Origin of the sequence: Cobetia sp. 14N.309.X.WAT.E.A4, from assembly GCF_030397495.1 — a bacterium.
GTDB lineage: Bacteria > Pseudomonadota > Gammaproteobacteria > Pseudomonadales > Halomonadaceae > Cobetia > Cobetia marina.
Genome location: NZ_JAPNXT010000019.1, coordinates 15,540 through 30,375, shown reverse-complemented (window position 1 = coordinate 30,375; position 14,836 = coordinate 15,540). Strand labels below are relative to the sequence as shown.

The window sequence follows — 14,836 nt, the reverse complement described above, 5'->3', positions numbered from 1 at the left end:
ATGCGTCCCCGGCAGCGGATGCGTACTTTACGCACGATCCGGGCTGAGCACAAGGACTTTCTGGCCAGATACCGCAATTCATTCAAACACGCTCATGCTGGTACGGCATGCTCCAGCATCAGCTGCAGCGATTCTCTCCCCCGCCAGCGATTGCGCGACAGCTTGTAAGCACACTTCAGAGCGGCCCCCACGCCGAATGCCGGCGATTCCCCCGGCGACAGCGCCCGGAACCAGATCGCCTTGAGGCGTGTACGCCCGAGCGAGAGCTCAAGCGACAGATGTGTGCCATCGGCACCTACCGGTCGCAGACTCTCGACCAGGAAACTGCCCTCGAACAGCGGTGCCTCGAACTCACGCCCGAAAGGTGCCAGACGCTCGAGTTCATCCAGGGTCTCCAGGCTCAACTGCCCTTCTGCCAGTTCACCATCACTGAGAATCAAGGGGTTGAGCGCCCTTTCACCCAATTGCTCCGCGGCCGCCTGTTGCAGAGCACGAGTGAAGGTATCCTTCTCCGCCAGGGGCAAGCCCACCCCTGCCGCACCTCTGTGCCCACCGAAACGCGGCAGACACTGCGGTGCCAGGTCATGCGCTCGCTGCAACGCATCCCGCAGATGCAATCCTTCGATGGAGCGCCCGGACCCGGTCAACATGCCGGGCACCGCGGCTGGTGTCAGCACGACGGTCGGACGCCCGAACTGCTGCACGAGACGTGAAGCGACAATGCCCTGCACTCCCGGGTGACCATCTTCCAGATGCACCACGATCACCTGATGCCCTTCCCGCAACGAGGCGAGCGCCAAGGCGCGCGCCGACTCCACCATCTCGGCTTCGATCGCCTTGCGTGACTGGTTGTCCTGATCGAGCACCTCCAGCGCGCGCTGAGCAGCCTCATCTTCACGCGCCAGCATGAAATGCAGTGCGGCGTAAGGATCATCCAGTCGTGAGCGGGCATTGATTCGCGGCCCCATCTGGAAGGCCAGCGTCTCGGCATCGAAGGGCACGCTATCGGCCCCGAGCCGCTCTGCCATGGCTCGCCAGCAGGGCTCCTGCATGCGATTGATCAACGTCAGGCCCAGATTGACCACCGCACGATTGATCGCACTGCCCCCCAGTGACACACAGTCCGCCACCGTCCCCAGCGCCACATATGATAGCCATGGCGACAACTTGGGCGCATCCCCCGGCAATCTGCCTTGCTCGATCAGCACATTGCGCGTCAATGACATGGTCAACCAGGCCACCATGCAACCGGCGATGGTCGCATCCGGATAGGCACAATCGTCACGTGTCGGATTGACGGTCGCGTAGGCGGAAGCCGGCGGCCCTTCCTGAGGCAGCGCATGGTGATCCGTCACCACGACCTCTATCCCCGCTTCCTTGAGCAGCGCCAGGCGCGCCTCATCACTGGAACCACAATCCGCGGTGACGATCAGGCTCGGGCGCGGCGACAATGTCATGATGCGCTCGACCAGCGGCAGACTGATGCCGTAACCATCGTGGATGCGATGACCGATCAGACTGTGCACGCGGTCGTAGGGCACATCGAACAGCTCCGTCAGCGTGCGCAGCATCACCACATGCGAGGTGATGCCGTCCACGTCATAGTCCGTGAGGATGCCGATGTGCTCACCCTCGGCGACAGCACGCGCGATGCGCTCTGCCGCCCGCCGGCCATCCGCCAGCCGCTCGGGATGCTCGATGTGCCGGAGCGCCGGCGTGACCAGCGCCTCCAGCGGCGCCTTGCAGCTCTCCAGCGTCAACCGCCCTGCCAGTACTCGTGCCTGCAGTTCGCTGAGCCCCGTCGCGATCCCCTGCTGGTAGAGGCGCTCATCTCTGACGCGAGGCTGGATGACCCGCGCGATGCTGGCCGCCAGCGTACGCTCATCAGGGCGCGATGCGGTGCCTTGTGCCAAGGAGGGAGTGACAGACATGAAGAACTCCTGACAAACGACATGGCCGTCATTTCGACAGCGGACTGCGAAAATGACGGCCATGAAAGAAGGACGACGGCTCAGCCCCGGAGGCCTGAGCCGTCGTTGATGCGATCACCCGCGGCGATTCTCGCGCACGAAGTCCTGCACGGCAGCCAGCTCGGCCGGCAGCACGCTGTAGCGCTCTTCGCGCTCCAGCAGATCATGCAAATGTGGCGGCAGATCGACACCCGCGAAACCAGCACGCGCCACCGCTTCGGCGAACTTGGCCGGATGCGCCGTCGCCAGCGTGATCATCGGCGTCGCGCTATCGGTGCGGCAGACTTCTGCCGCGCGATAGCCTGTCGCCGTATGCGGATCGAGGATCTCGCCGGTGCGCTGATGCGCTTCACGGATGACCTCGAGAATCGTCTCGTCGTCGACACTGTGGCTGGAGAACAGCTCACGCAGCCTGGCCAGCGGGGCATCTGCCAGCGCCGCCGGTTCGCGCGAGAAGTGCTCGAGCAGTTCACGGATCGCCTGACCATCACGGCCATAGGCTTCGAACAGCAGACGCTCGAAGTTGGAGGACACCACGATATCCATTGACGGTGCCAGCGTCGCCTTCAGCTCCTGACGCGAGAAGTCGTTGGAAGAGATGGTGCGATGCAGGATGTCGTTGGCGTTGGTGGCGATCACCAGCTGACGTACCGGCAGCCCCATGCGCGAGGCCAGATAGCCGGCAAAGATGTTGCCGAAGTTGGCCGACGGCACCGTGAAGCTGACCTGACGCGCCGGAGCGCCCAGCGCCACACCGGCGGCCACGTAGTAGACGGTCTGGGCCATGATGCGCGCCCAGTTGATCGAGTTGACCGCGACCAGACGCGTGCCATCCAGGAAATCCTGATCGGCGAAGCTGGCCTTCACCATCGCCTGGGCATCGTCGAAGTTGCCTTCGATGGCGACGTTGAAGACGTTGGGCGCCAGCACGGAGGTCATCTGGCGGCGCTGTACTTCGGAGACGCGGTTGTGCGGATGCAGGATGAAGATATCCACGTGATCGCAGGCACGGCAGCCCTCGATGGCGGCAGAACCGGTATCACCGGAGGTCGCGCCCATGATCACCGCTCGCTCGCCACGCTTGGCGAGGAAGTGATCGAGCAGGCGACCCAGCAGCTGCAGCGCGACATCCTTGAAGGCCAGTGTCGGGCCGTGGAACAGCTCCAGCAGGTAATGGTTGCTGTCGAGCTGATTGAGCGGCACGACCGCATCGTGACTGAAGGTCGCGTAGGTCTCGCGCACGAGTTCACGGAAGGTCTCGTCATCGATGGCACCATCGACGAAGGGCTTCATGACACGGAAGGCGATTTCCGCATAGGACTCACCAGCCATCGCCGTCAGTTCTTCGGCACTGAACTGCGGCAGGGTTTCCGGCACATACAGGCCACCATCGCTGGCAAGCCCCGTGAGGACCACATCTTCAAAACCGAGCGCCGGCGCCTGGCCGCGCGTGGAGATATAACGCATGTCGTGTCTTCCCGTGGCGTTCGCCACCGTTATGATTCTTGCTCTTCCGGCCTGCGCCGGCTGCCCAGCAGTACCGAGCCATCAACCTCGATGACCCGGTACCGTTTGCCCGCGATCAGGCGTTGTCGTCGAGATCCTCGACGCGAATGCGCACCACGGAACCGGCGACATCCACCAGCGCTTCCAGCTGGCGAATCGCTTCGTTCATGTGCAGTTCGCGCGCGCGGTGCGTGAGCAGAATGATCGGCACCAGCTCGCCTTCGGTGGCCTCCTTCTGGATGATCGCCTCGATGGAGATGCCCTGTTCGGAGAGAATCGACGCGACACGCGCCAGGACCCCCGGACGATCCACCGCATGTAGACGCAGGTAGCAGGCCGTCTCGATCTCTTCCATCGGCAGGATCGGCAGGGTGTCACCGTGCTGATTGATTTCGGCGAAGGCCAGATACGGCACGCGGTAGCGGTGGTCGGTGGCGATATCGCGCGCCACGTCGAGCAGATCCGCCACGACGGCAGAGGCCGTCGGCTCGGCACCGGCGCCGGCACCATAGTAGAGGGTGGGACCGACTGCATCGCCCATCACCTCGATGGCATTCTTGACGCCATGCACGTTGGCCAGCAGGCGCTCCTTGGGAATCAGCGTCGGATGCACGCGCAGCTCAAGGCCCTTGGCCGTGGCGCGGGTGATCCCCAGGTGCTTGATGATATAGCCCAGGTTGTCGGCCTGCTCGATGTCATCGGCCGTGATGCGCGAGATGCCTTCGGTGTAGGCCTTGTCGAACTGCAGCGGCACGCCGAAGGCAATGGAGGCCAGGATGGTCAGCTTGTGGGCGGCATCGATGCCTTCAACGTCGAAGGTCGGATCGGCTTCGGCATAGCCCAGCGCCTGCGCCTCGGCCAGCACGTCATCGAAACTGCGACCTTCATCGCGCATCGCGCTGAGAATGAAGTTGCCAGTGCCGTTGATGATACCGGCCAGCCACTGGATACGGTTGGCGCCCAGGCCTTCCCGCAGGGACTTGATGACCGGGATGCCACCGGCGACCGCTGCCTCGAAGGCCACCATCACCCCTTTCTCGGCTGCGGCGCGGAAGATCTCGTTGCCGTGCACGGCGATCAGCGCCTTGTTGGCGGTCACGACATGCTTGCCGTTGGCGATCGCTTCCATCACCAACTCATAGGCAACGTCATAGCCACCGATCAGTTCGACCAGCACATCGATCTCGGGGTTGCGCGCGACCTCGAAGATGTCATGCGTGCGGCTGACGCCGGTGATATCGCAGTCAGGGTTGTCACGACGAGCGCCAACCTGTTCGACGATAATCGGGCGTCCAGCACGACGCGCAATCTCATCGGCATTGCGTACCAGCACGTTGAACGTGCCGCCGCCTACGGTACCCAGACCACAGATTCCTACTTTCACCGGTTTCAACGTCGCTTTCCTCTCTTGTTACGGTATCCAGCCTTGGAGGCCGCGCCGGAGCGCCATGGCCTTGCCGACCTGTCGTCGGTCTATTATCCAGACGGCTCGCGTCTGTGTCTTTCGTGACCACGGTAGCAAGGCAGGACGCCCTGTCAACGCGCAGCCACTCTGAGGCGTCACGCCATCAGCCATCCAGCCCCAACATGGTGGTCAGGCGATCCACCGGCAGATAGCCCGGCACCATCTTGCCATCCGGCATCACGATGGCCGGTGTGCCCTGCACGCCCATGCGCGTACCGAGCTGATACTGGCTTTCCACCGGGGCATCACAGCTGGCTTCCTGCTTGGGCGCCTGCCTCTGATTCTTGATCTGGTTCATCGCCTCGGTGCGATTCTCGGCACACCATACCTGAGCCAGTTCGCGTGCGCCCTGCGAGCGCAGACCGCCACGCGGGAAGGCCAGATAACGCACTTCGACACCACGCGCATTGAGCTCCGGGACTTCCTCATGCAGCTTGCGGCAATAGGGGCAGGTGGTGTCAGTGAAGACGCTGATCACCGCCTTGACCTCACCCGCCGGCCGGAAGATGACCATGTCGTCCTCACTGACCTCGGCCAGCAGCTTCTGGCGCTCGCCATTGGCCTTCTGCTCGCTGAGATTCACCAGTCCCTTGTCACCGTCGTTGCGGTACATTTCCCCCACGATCAGGTGCTTGCCCGTCGCATCGGTGAAGAAGGTCTCGCCGCTGGTGAGCTTCACCTCGAAGAGACCCTCGATCGGACTGGAAGCCAGCGACTCCACCGGCAACGGCTGGCCATTGACTACCAGCTTGTCACGCAGGTCATCCAGCGCGTCAGCCTGGGCGAGCGGTGCCATCACGCTCAGCAGGGTAGCAGCGCTCAACAGACGCAACGCCTGTGGCAGGCGCTGCGGGCGGCGGGTGAACTTGCTCATCAGACTCTCCTTGGCGTCCGCGGGGCGAAGTGCCTGGTATCAACCACGCGGATGATGTTCGGCGTGCAGGCGTTCCAGACGCGCCTGAGCCACATGGGTATAGATCTGGGTCGTGGATAGATCACGATGACCCAGCAACAGCTGCACGACACGCAGGTTGGCACCATGATTGAGCAGGTGCGTCGCAAAGGCGTGGCGCAGGGTATGCGGTGACAGGGGCTTGTCGATACCGGCCGTGACGGCGTGGCGCCGGATGCGGTGCCAGAAGGTCTGCCGCGTCATGGCCTTGTCATGCCGACCGGGAAACAGCGCCGGGCGCGTCTGGTCGGCCATCATCGCAGGTCGGCCAGCCGACAGCCAGCGTGACAGCCAGTCACAGGCCTCCTCGCCCAACGGCACCAGCCGCTCGCGATCGCCCTTGCCGATCACTCTGACCACGCCCTGGCGCAGATTGAGCGCATCGACCCGCAGACCGACCAGTTCACTGATGCGCAATCCCGCGCCATAGAGCACCTCCAGCATGGTACGGTCGCGCAGGCCGATGGCCGTCTCGAGATCCGGCGCCTCCAGCAGGCGCTCGACTTCCTCCTCGTCGAGCGTGCCAGGCAGGCTGGGGATCACGCGGGGAAGGCGCACCTCATGCACGGGATCCGCCTCGATCATGCCCTCGGCCAGTGCCCAGCGATAGAACCGCCGCAACGCAGACAACAGTCGCGCGGTGGAGCGCAGCGCATGCGATTCACGTCGTGAGTCACAGAATGCCTGCACCTGCACAGGGGTCGCCTCCAGCAATGGCGTGGCTTCGCCTCCGGACTCCTGCTGCTCCAGCAACCACCGCTGCCAGCTCTCGAGGTCACTTCGATAGGCACCAAGCGTGTTGTCACTGGCGCCGCGCTCCAGCCACAACGTATCGAGAAATGCCGCGACCAGCGTCTCGTCATCCTTCATGCCTGCTTCCTCCTTCCCGATGCGCGCAACCGACACCTTCCGGCGCGACGACTGCCGAATTCTACCGTGACGCCCTGACGTTGAAATGAATCCGACGGTCACTGCGGCAACTTTCCCTCATCCACAGACACAAAGACCCCGCCATGCGAGGCATGGCGGGGTCTTTGTGTGGCGGAGGAGCAAGTGGCAATTCGCTCCTCCGCCGTACTGCCGAGTTCTGCAGTCAGGGAATGCGGAGCGCTTAGCCCAGCTTTTCCTTGATGCGTGCAGACTTGCCGCTACGCTCACGGAGGTAGTACAGCTTGGCCTGACGGACGTCACCACGACGCTTGACGTCGATGGCAGCAACCTGCGGGCTGTAAGTCTGGAAAGTACGCTCGACGCCCACACCGTGGGAGATCTTGCGGACGGTGAAGGCGGAGTTCAGACCGCGGTTACGCTTGCCGATCACCACGCCTTCGAAGGCCTGCAGACGCTCGCGGGTACCTTCGACGACCTTGACCTGGACGACGATGGTGTCGCCCGGTGCAAAGGCCGGGATTTCCTTGGCCATCTGCTCGTTTTCGATCGCCTGGATCAGTTTGTTCTTGCTGCTCATCGCTAGCTCCAAATTCGTTAGCATCAACCCTGAGGCTGATGTTCGTCATGACCCCGGCACCGCAAACGGCCTTGAACACGGGGATCGACCTTGTGTGTGACGCGCCACGGGGCTCCCGCAAGATGACTCCGGGCCGTGCCGCACCTCCGCCACGGTGGCGGCCTTCTCCTGACAGCGAACGCGAGGTCCGCGAAGGTCAGGCCTTGCCTTTCCGGGCGTGCTGCGCGATGAACTCGTCGAGCAGCTTGCGCTCCTCACGAGTCAACGTGCGGCTCTCCAGCAGATCCGGACGCCTGAGCCAGGTACGTCCCAGAGACTGTTGCAACCGCCAGCGCTTGATCAGGGCATGATTGCCACTGAGCAGCACTTCCGGCACTCGCTTGCCGTCGATGACTTCGGGGCGAGTGTAGTGCGGACAATCGAGCAGGCCGTCGGTGAAGGAATCCTCCTCCGCACTGGCTTCATGCCCGAGTACGCCCGGCACCAGGCGCGCTACCGTATCGATCAGGACCATGGCTGGCAGCTCACCGCCAGACAGGACGTAATCGCCGATCGACCATTCCTCGTCGATCTCCTCTTCCACCACGCGTTCGTCAATGCCTTCATAGCGTCCGGCCACCACGATCAGGCGCTCATACGTCGCCAGTTCGCGGGCACCGGCCTGATCCAGCTTGCGGCCTTGCGGGGAGAGATAGATCACGCGGGCGTCGTCACTGCCAGCGGCACGGGCGTCACGAATGGCGCCTCGCAGGGTCTCGACCTTCATCAACATGCCGGGACCACCGCCGTAGGGACGATCATCGACCGTACGGTGCCTGTCGGTGGCGTAGTCACGCGGGTTCCAGAAATCGACCTCGAGCAGGCCCTTGTCGACCGCTCGGCCGGTCACGCCACTGGCGGTGATCGCCGTGAACATTTCCGGAAACAGACTTACTACACCAATCCACACAGGCGTCAGCTCTCTGTGCTTTTCATCAGAATTCGGGATCCCAATCGACGCTCATGCGTCCATTGACGAGATCCACATCGCGAACCACCTGATCGGGCAGGTACGGCACGAGCCGTTCCTTCTCATCGATGCTGTCGTCGTTCGGCTTGATCACCAGAACGTCGTTGGCACCGGTTTCCATCAGGGTGTTCACTTGTCCGAGGCGCTGGCCATCCAGCGTCACCACCTCGAGACCTTCCAGTTGATGCCAGTAGTACTCACCCACCTCGAGCTGCGGCAGTTGCTGCTTGGGCAGGAGAATCTCCGCCCCGGCCAGCGCCTGCGCCGCTTCGCGATCGTCGACACCTTCCAGCTGCGCCACCAGACCCTTGCCATGACGACGTGCCTGGGCAAGTCGCGCGGGAATCTGCTTCCCGTCAAGCTTCAGGATCCAGCCGGCGTAGTCGAAGATGCCATCGATCGGGCTGGTGTAGGAGTACACCTTGAGCCAGCCTTTCACGCCATAGGGGCTGGTAAGCTTCCCCATGACCACCACATCATCGCCATGCGAGGTGTGTGCGGTCGGCTGCGGGTTGTTCGAGTGAGTAGGCATCCTGGAAATCAAGCCTGCTGCTTGCCAGCTTCCTTGATCAGCTGAGCGACACGGTCAGAGACCTGTGCGCCCTGCTGCTGCCAGTGAGCGATGCGCTCGAGATCGATGCGCAGACGCTCTTCCTGGCCGCGAGCGACCGGGTTGAAGAAGCCGACGCGCTCGATGAAGCGGCCATCACGGGCTGTGCGGGAATCAGCTACAGCCAGGTGGTAGAAGGGACGCTTCTTGGCGCCACCACGTGCCAGACGAATGGTAACCATTGCGTAATCTGTCCTTCGTGTTGAAGTGAAAATCGTGCCACAGAACTCGGCTTCGCATGGAGGGTCCACACGAAGAGGCGACATTCTACGGAAAATGCCAAGCCTTGGAAACCTTTTTCCATGGCCATACGCGCGCCCCGCGACACGAGCCGTGTCACGGGGCGCGATTCGTGACTCTGACGCCACGAAATCCTGTCGGCGAGAACCTCAGTGCCTTGCCGGAGACTCAGCGACGCGGGAAGCGTCCGCCGCCCGGGCCACCCATGCCTCCCATCCCGCCGGGACCGCCCATGCCGCCGGGGCCACCCATGCCACCGGGACCGCCGCCGCCCATCATGCCGGACATGCCACGCATCATCTTCTGCATGCCACCTTTCTTGCCGGCCTTCTTCATCATCTTGGCCATCTGCTTGTGCTGCTTGAGCAGACGATTGAGGTCCGGCACCTGGGTACCGGAGCCCATGCAGATGCGACGCTTGCGCGAGCCATTGATGAGATCCGGGTTGCGACGCTCCTTGGGTGTCATGGAGTTGATCATCGCCTCGAGCTTGCCCAGCTCCTTCTCGCTGGCCTGGCTCTGGGCGACTTCCGCCAGCTGCCCCATGCCCGGCAGCTTGGACATCAGGCTGCCCATGCCACCCATGTTCTTGAGCTGCTGAAGCTGATCGCGGAAGTCCTCGAGATCGAAGCCCGAGCCTTTCTGGACCTTCTTGGCCAGCTGCTCGGCCTTGGTCTTGTCGACGCTGCGCTCGGCTTCCTCGATCAGCGACAGCATGTCGCCCATGCCGAGGATGCGCGAGGCGATGCGGTCCGGGTGGAAGGGCTCGAGGGCATCGACCTTCTCCCCCATCCCCATGAACTTGATCGGCTTGCCGGTGATGTGGCGAACGGACAGCGCCGCACCACCACGCGCATCACCATCGGCCTTGGTCAGCACGACACCGGTCAGCGGCAGGGCTTCATGGAAGGCCTTGGCGGTATTGGCGGCATCCTGACCGGTCATCGCATCGACGACGAACAGCGTCTCATCAGGATTGACGCTGCGATGCAGCGCCGCGATCTCGTCCATCATGTCAGCATCGACATGCAGACGGCCGGCGGTATCCACCAGCACCACGTCGTGGAACTGGATACGCGCGTGCTTCATCGCCGCTTCAGCGATGGCGACAGGCTGCTGGGAGGAGTCGGAGGGGAAGAAATCCACCTCGACTTCCCTGGCCAGCGTTTCCAGCTGGTCGATGGCGGCCGGACGATAGACGTCCGCCGAGACCACCAGCACCTTCTTCTTCTCGCGCTCACGCAGATAACGCGCCAGCTTGGCGACGGTGGTCGTCTTGCCCGCACCCTGCAGACCCGCCATCAGAATGACGGCCGGGCTGCCCTTGAGCACCAGACCTTCATTGGCTTCGCCCATGATCGCTTCCAGCTCCTGCTGGACGATCTTGACGAACTGCTGACCCGGCGACAGGCTCTTGGACACTTCCTGACCGACGGCACGCTCGCGCACGCGGTCGATGAAGGCCTTGACCACCGGCAGTGCGACATCCGCCTCAAGCAACGCACGGCGCACTTCACGCAGCGTGTCCTTGATGTTGTCTTCCGTCAGCTTGGCCTGGCCGGTAATCGACTTCAGCGTCTGCGACAGGCGATCACTCAAACTTTGAAACATGGGCCTCTCCGGCTAGGGACGTCTGGGGGCCGCTCGCAGCGGCTCGAAGACAGTGCTGTCCTCGATTCCGGGGGTCACGGCATGACGCCCCAGCGCGTGAATGGTTCATCCTGTGGCGCATTATACGCACAGGGCGGGTCTGTCTCCATGATGGGGACACTCAAGCGCCGACCAAATCCTCTCTCGCCGGGAATTCTCTCCCCGACACGGCTCCGCCAGCCTCCTCAAAGCGCGTGGCGTGGATGCAATCACATGAGTGCATTCGGTATAGTCACATCATATAGGCAGCGTCTCGTACAGGACCTGCCTCCTCGTACATCCTCGGCACCTGGACAACAGCACATGCAGGCTCTGCCCTTTGCCTTTCTGGCCATCATCTTCTATCTCGGCGCCGGCCTGTGGCAGGGCCTGACGCTCATCCGCCGGGTACCGTCCAGACCACGTCTGGTACGCGGCCTGGCACTGGTAGCCGTCGCCTGCCATGCCGTGATCGTCTGGCTCACCATCAGCCATGGCGGCGAGCTGCACCTCGGACTGTTCGAGAGCGCCTCGCTGGTCAGCTGGGCCATCAGCCTGCTGCTGATCCTGGCCAGCATGTTCAAGCCGGTGATTGCCGGCGGTGCTGCCCTCTTCCCCGTGGCGGCCATCTGCGTCCTTGGCGTGATGAATCTTCCCAGCGCCAATACCGAGAATCCACTTTCCGCGGGGCTCATCGCCCACATCCTCACCTCGGTGGCGGCACTGGCCTTCTTCAGTATCTCGGCCATGCAGGCCGGTCTGCTGTCATTGCAGCAGCATGCGCTGAAGAAGCGTCACACCCGCGGCATCGTCCAGGTACTGCCCGCGCTGACCAGCATGGAGCGCGCACTGTTCGAGCTGATCTGGGCCGGAATGATCCTGCTCAGCGTGTCGATTCTCAGCGGCATGATCTACCTCGACAACCTGTTCGCCCAGCACCTCGCGCACAAGACGGTCCTGAGCTTCGGCGCCTGGGTGATCTTCGCCGTGCTGCTGTTCGGCCATCATGTCCTGGGCTGGCGCGGACAGCGCGCGGCGCGCTGGACGCTGGGCGGCTGCCTGGTGCTGGCGCTGGCCTTCTTCGGCACCAAGTTCGCCCTGCAGGTCGTGTTTTCCCACTGAGCGTCGCTGTCGTGACGGGCAGCACCCGCAGCAGCTGGTGCATTGCCGTCACGGCAGCAGTATCATGCGCGTAAATCCGCCACCGAGGACCCTTCACTCTTGAGCGACGACACCCCGCTGGGGCTGCTGTTCGGCCTGCTGGTCATCCTGATCTTCCTGTCTGCCTTCTTCTCGAGCTCCGAGACCGGCATGATGTCGATCAACCGCTATCGCCTGAGCCACCGCGAGAAGAGCGGTGAGCGCGGCGCCAAGCGCGTCACCCGCCTGCTATCTCGCCCGGACCGTCTGATCGGCGTCATCCTGATCGGCAACAACTTCGTCAACAATCTGGCAGCGTCTCTGGCCACCATCATTGCCATCCATTACTTCGGTGATGTCTCCGGCCCTGCCATCTCCACTGCCGTCCTCACCATCGTGGTGCTGATCTTCGCCGAAGTGACGCCCAAGACCATGGCTGCCGTGAATCCCGAGCGTATCGCCTATCCGGCGTCGGTGATTCTCGAACCCATGCTCAAGCTGCTCTATCCGCTGGTCTGGCTGGTCAATGGCATTTCCAATGGCCTGCTGCGCCTGTTCGGCGTTCGCGATGTCAGCGGCGGGGCCGACAGCCTGACCCGTGACGAGCTGCGCACCGTGGTCCACGAGGCTGGCAGCATGATCCCGCGCCGTCACCAGGGCATGCTGCTGTCGATCCTCGACCTCGAGAACGTCACCGTCGATGACATCATGGTGCCGCGTCAGGAAATCTTCGGTATCGACCTCGATGATGATCTCGACATCATTCTCAGTCATATCCGCGCCAGTCAGCACACGCGAGTGCCGATCTACAAGGGTGACATCAACAACATCATCGGCATCCTGCACCTGCGCAATGCGGCCCGTTTCCTGTCACTGGACGAGGTCACCAAGGCCTCCATCATCCAGGAGGCCCGCGAGCCCTACTTCATCCCGGAATCCACCCCGCTGCATACCCAGCTGCTCAATTTCCAGAAGCAGAAGCGCCGCATCGGCATCGTGGTCGACGAGTATGGCGATGTGCAGGGGCTGGCGACACTGGAGGATATCCTTGAGGAGATCGTCGGCGAGTTCACCACCGACGTGGCCGGCACCCATCAGGAAATCCATCCTCAGGACAACGGCAGCTACGTGATCGAGGGTACCGCCAACATCCGCGAGATCAACAAGGCCATCGGCTGGCAGCTGCCGACCGATGGCCCCAAGACGCTCAATGGTCTGATCCTCGAGCACCTGGAATCCTTCCCGGATGCGCCAGCCAGTCTGGCCATCGGCACGACCCGCATCGAGATCCAGCAGGTCAAAGACAACCAGATCACCTCGGCACGCTGCTGGCAGGCCTCGCGCACCACGCGTACCTGATCCAGCGCCTGCAGGGTAACGTTGCAGCGTCATGCGCGAAGGGCCCGCCATCTGGCGGGCCCTTCGCGTTCACGTCCATTGCAATGCGGTGTTGCACGCCACGGGGCGGCCAATGCCGGAGACACACGCTATCCTGTGCCTGCCCGGGACGCCGGGCCGCCGGAACGCCGGATCGCCGGATCGCCTTTTCCTGCACTGCCCACTACCCGCAAATGGCCCTCATGACCCAAGCCTCTTCCCCGACGACTGTCCTGCACCACCACCCCGCACGCTTCACGCTGATGCTGGCACTGATGGTGGCGCTCGCGCCTCTAGCAACCGACGCCTATCTACCCGCCATGCCTTCCATGGCAGGCGACTTCGGTGTGGACGAGCATCGCATCGGCCTGACCATCACCATGTTCTTCTTCGGCTACGCGATGGGTCAGCTGGGCGGTGGCCCGCTGTCCGACAGTCTCGGACGCCGCCCCGTCGCCCTGACTGGTTTCGTACTGTTTCTCGTCGCCGGACTCGGTTGCGCACTGACACGAGACTTCCACTGGCTGCTGGTCTGGCGAGTGCTTCAGGGCATCGCCACCGGCATGACCGGCGGTGTCTCGCGCACCGTGGTGAGAGACGTCGCGACCGGCAAGGACGCCGCGCGCCTGATGACCAACGTGACCATGGTACTGATGACGGCGCCACTGATAGCGCCGTCCCTGGGCGCCCTGGTGATCTCGCTGAGCCACTGGACGACGATCTTCTTCACGCTGGGAGTCTACGGGCTGATAGTCGGTCTGATCATCCATCGCTGGCTGCCGGAGACCCACCCCGCCAGCGAGCGCACGCCCTTCAGACCACGCAACGTGCTGCGCAGCTATGGCGACGTCCTCACCACCCGGGGAGTCCCGGGGCACCTGATGCTGATCCTGTGCGGGCCCGGCATCATGTTCACCTTCATCACCAATGCCAGCTACCTGTATCAAGGGCTGCTCGGGATGACACCGCCGCAGTTCGCGCTGGCCTTCGGCGCCAATGTGGTCGCGATGTTCGTCGGCAACCGCCTCAATCACCTCGGCCTCAAGCACCTGCGCACGCGCACGCTGGTCAAGCTGGCATTGAGCGTCCAGCTGACCGGCATCACCTGGCTGCTGGGGCTGGGTCTCACTGGCACGATCAGCGCCGCCACCCTGATTCCCGGCATGCTGGTGGTACTTGGCGCAGGCGCCATGATCACCCCCAACGTGATGGCGGACTACCAGTCGCTGTTCACCCGCGGCCACGGGGTCGCCAACGCCATCTCGGGCACCGCGCTCTTCCTGGGCGGCGGACTCTACGGTGCGATTGCCAGCCTGTGGCTGAACGGCTCCAACATGCTACCGGTACCGCTGGTCATGCTTGCCGCATGCCTGGTGGGCGGCATCGGCTTCTGGGTCACCCGCCACACCGCGCCATCCAATCAGCCTGCCGCCCACGGCAGCAGCTCCAGCGCCCCCGCGTAAGCGCCAT

At 63.3% G+C, this 14,836-nt stretch carries 13 protein-coding genes; 3 read left to right on the top strand and 10 right to left on the bottom strand.

Annotation, left to right across the window (positions count from 1 at the left end):
* Positions 1–92 precede the first annotated feature (92 nt).
* The 10 genes from OW493_RS16960 to ffh all read right to left on the bottom strand — a co-directional run bounded on the left by OW493_RS16960 (position 93) and on the right by ffh (position 10,831).
* Entirely contained in the window at positions 93–1,931 is a 1,839-nt protein-coding gene (locus OW493_RS16960; protein WP_289864970.1) for a DHHA1 domain-containing protein, read from the bottom strand.
* A gap of 114 nt (positions 1,932–2,045) precedes the next feature.
* The gene (gene thrC, locus OW493_RS16955; RefSeq protein WP_289864969.1) at positions 2,046–3,437 is read right to left on the bottom strand and encodes a threonine synthase; all 1,392 of its coding nucleotides are present in this window, start codon (positions 3,435–3,437) and stop codon (positions 2,046–2,048) included.
* Positions 3,438–3,552: 115 nt separating this feature from the next.
* A complete protein-coding gene (locus OW493_RS16950; protein ID WP_077373629.1) occupies positions 3,553–4,869 on the bottom strand; it encodes a homoserine dehydrogenase in 1,317 nt (438 codons plus the stop codon).
* A 175-nt stretch (positions 4,870–5,044) separates the two neighbouring features.
* Complete coding sequence (locus OW493_RS16945) at positions 5,045–5,815, bottom strand: DsbC family protein (protein ID WP_077373626.1); 771 nt, start codon at positions 5,813–5,815, stop codon at positions 5,045–5,047.
* Between the two features lie 39 nt (positions 5,816–5,854).
* Positions 5,855–6,763, bottom strand: a complete 909-nt coding sequence (gene xerD, locus OW493_RS16940) for a site-specific tyrosine recombinase XerD (RefSeq protein WP_077373623.1) — start codon at positions 6,761–6,763, stop codon at positions 5,855–5,857.
* 241 nt (positions 6,764–7,004) lie between these two features.
* Positions 7,005–7,361, bottom strand: coding sequence for a 50S ribosomal protein L19 (rplS, locus tag OW493_RS16935; protein WP_043336437.1), 357 nt, complete (start codon positions 7,359–7,361; stop codon positions 7,005–7,007).
* Positions 7,362–7,557: 196 nt separating this feature from the next.
* Positions 7,558–8,310, bottom strand: coding sequence for a tRNA (guanosine(37)-N1)-methyltransferase TrmD (gene trmD / locus OW493_RS16930; RefSeq protein ID WP_289864968.1), 753 nt, complete (start codon positions 8,308–8,310; stop codon positions 7,558–7,560).
* Between the two features lie 25 nt (positions 8,311–8,335).
* The gene (rimM, locus tag OW493_RS16925) at positions 8,336–8,902 is read right to left on the bottom strand and encodes a ribosome maturation factor RimM (protein ID WP_065392605.1); all 567 of its coding nucleotides are present in this window, start codon (positions 8,900–8,902) and stop codon (positions 8,336–8,338) included.
* A gap of 8 nt (positions 8,903–8,910) precedes the next feature.
* Positions 8,911–9,162, bottom strand: coding sequence for a 30S ribosomal protein S16 (rpsP, locus tag OW493_RS16920; RefSeq protein WP_065392604.1), 252 nt, complete (start codon positions 9,160–9,162; stop codon positions 8,911–8,913).
* Between the two features lie 226 nt (positions 9,163–9,388).
* Positions 9,389–10,831, bottom strand: a complete 1,443-nt coding sequence (gene ffh, locus OW493_RS16915) for a signal recognition particle protein (RefSeq protein WP_077373620.1) — start codon at positions 10,829–10,831, stop codon at positions 9,389–9,391.
* A 342-nt stretch (positions 10,832–11,173) separates the two neighbouring features.
* Here ffh and ccsA point away from each other — a divergent pair, with 342 nt between their 5' ends.
* The 3 genes from ccsA to OW493_RS16900 all read left to right on the top strand — a co-directional run bounded on the left by ccsA (position 11,174) and on the right by OW493_RS16900 (position 14,829).
* Positions 11,174–11,971, top strand: a complete 798-nt coding sequence (gene ccsA, locus OW493_RS16910; protein WP_077373617.1) for a cytochrome c biogenesis protein CcsA — start codon at positions 11,174–11,176, stop codon at positions 11,969–11,971.
* 99 nt (positions 11,972–12,070) lie between these two features.
* Entirely contained in the window at positions 12,071–13,348 is a 1,278-nt protein-coding gene (locus OW493_RS16905; RefSeq protein WP_077373614.1) for an HlyC/CorC family transporter, read from the top strand.
* A gap of 221 nt (positions 13,349–13,569) precedes the next feature.
* The gene (locus OW493_RS16900) at positions 13,570–14,829 is read left to right on the top strand and encodes a multidrug effflux MFS transporter (RefSeq protein WP_176504126.1); all 1,260 of its coding nucleotides are present in this window, start codon (positions 13,570–13,572) and stop codon (positions 14,827–14,829) included.
* The last annotated feature ends 7 nt before the right edge of the window (positions 14,830–14,836 follow it).

Coding starts and splice junctions, on each gene's coding strand:
- OW493_RS16960 (WP_289864970.1), bottom strand. CDS start 1,931: ATGTCTGTCACTCCCTCCTTGGCACAAGGCACCGCATCGCGCCCTGAT.
- thrC (WP_289864969.1), bottom strand. CDS start 3,437: ATGCGTTATATCTCCACGCGCGGCCAGGCGCCGGCGCTCGGTTTTGAA.
- OW493_RS16945 (WP_077373626.1), bottom strand. CDS start 5,815: ATGAGCAAGTTCACCCGCCGCCCGCAGCGCCTGCCACAGGCGTTGCGT.
- xerD (WP_077373623.1), bottom strand. CDS start 6,763: ATGAAGGATGACGAGACGCTGGTCGCGGCATTTCTCGATACGTTGTGG.
- rplS (WP_043336437.1), bottom strand. CDS start 7,361: ATGAGCAGCAAGAACAAACTGATCCAGGCGATCGAAAACGAGCAGATG.
- rimM (WP_065392605.1), bottom strand. CDS start 8,902: ATGCCTACTCACTCGAACAACCCGCAGCCGACCGCACACACCTCGCAT.
- rpsP (WP_065392604.1), bottom strand. CDS start 9,162: ATGGTTACCATTCGTCTGGCACGTGGTGGCGCCAAGAAGCGTCCCTTC.
- ffh (WP_077373620.1), bottom strand. CDS start 10,831: ATGTTTCAAAGTTTGAGTGATCGCCTGTCGCAGACGCTGAAGTCGATT.
- ccsA (WP_077373617.1), top strand. CDS start 11,174: ATGCAGGCTCTGCCCTTTGCCTTTCTGGCCATCATCTTCTATCTCGGC.
- OW493_RS16900 (WP_176504126.1), top strand. CDS start 13,570: ATGACCCAAGCCTCTTCCCCGACGACTGTCCTGCACCACCACCCCGCA.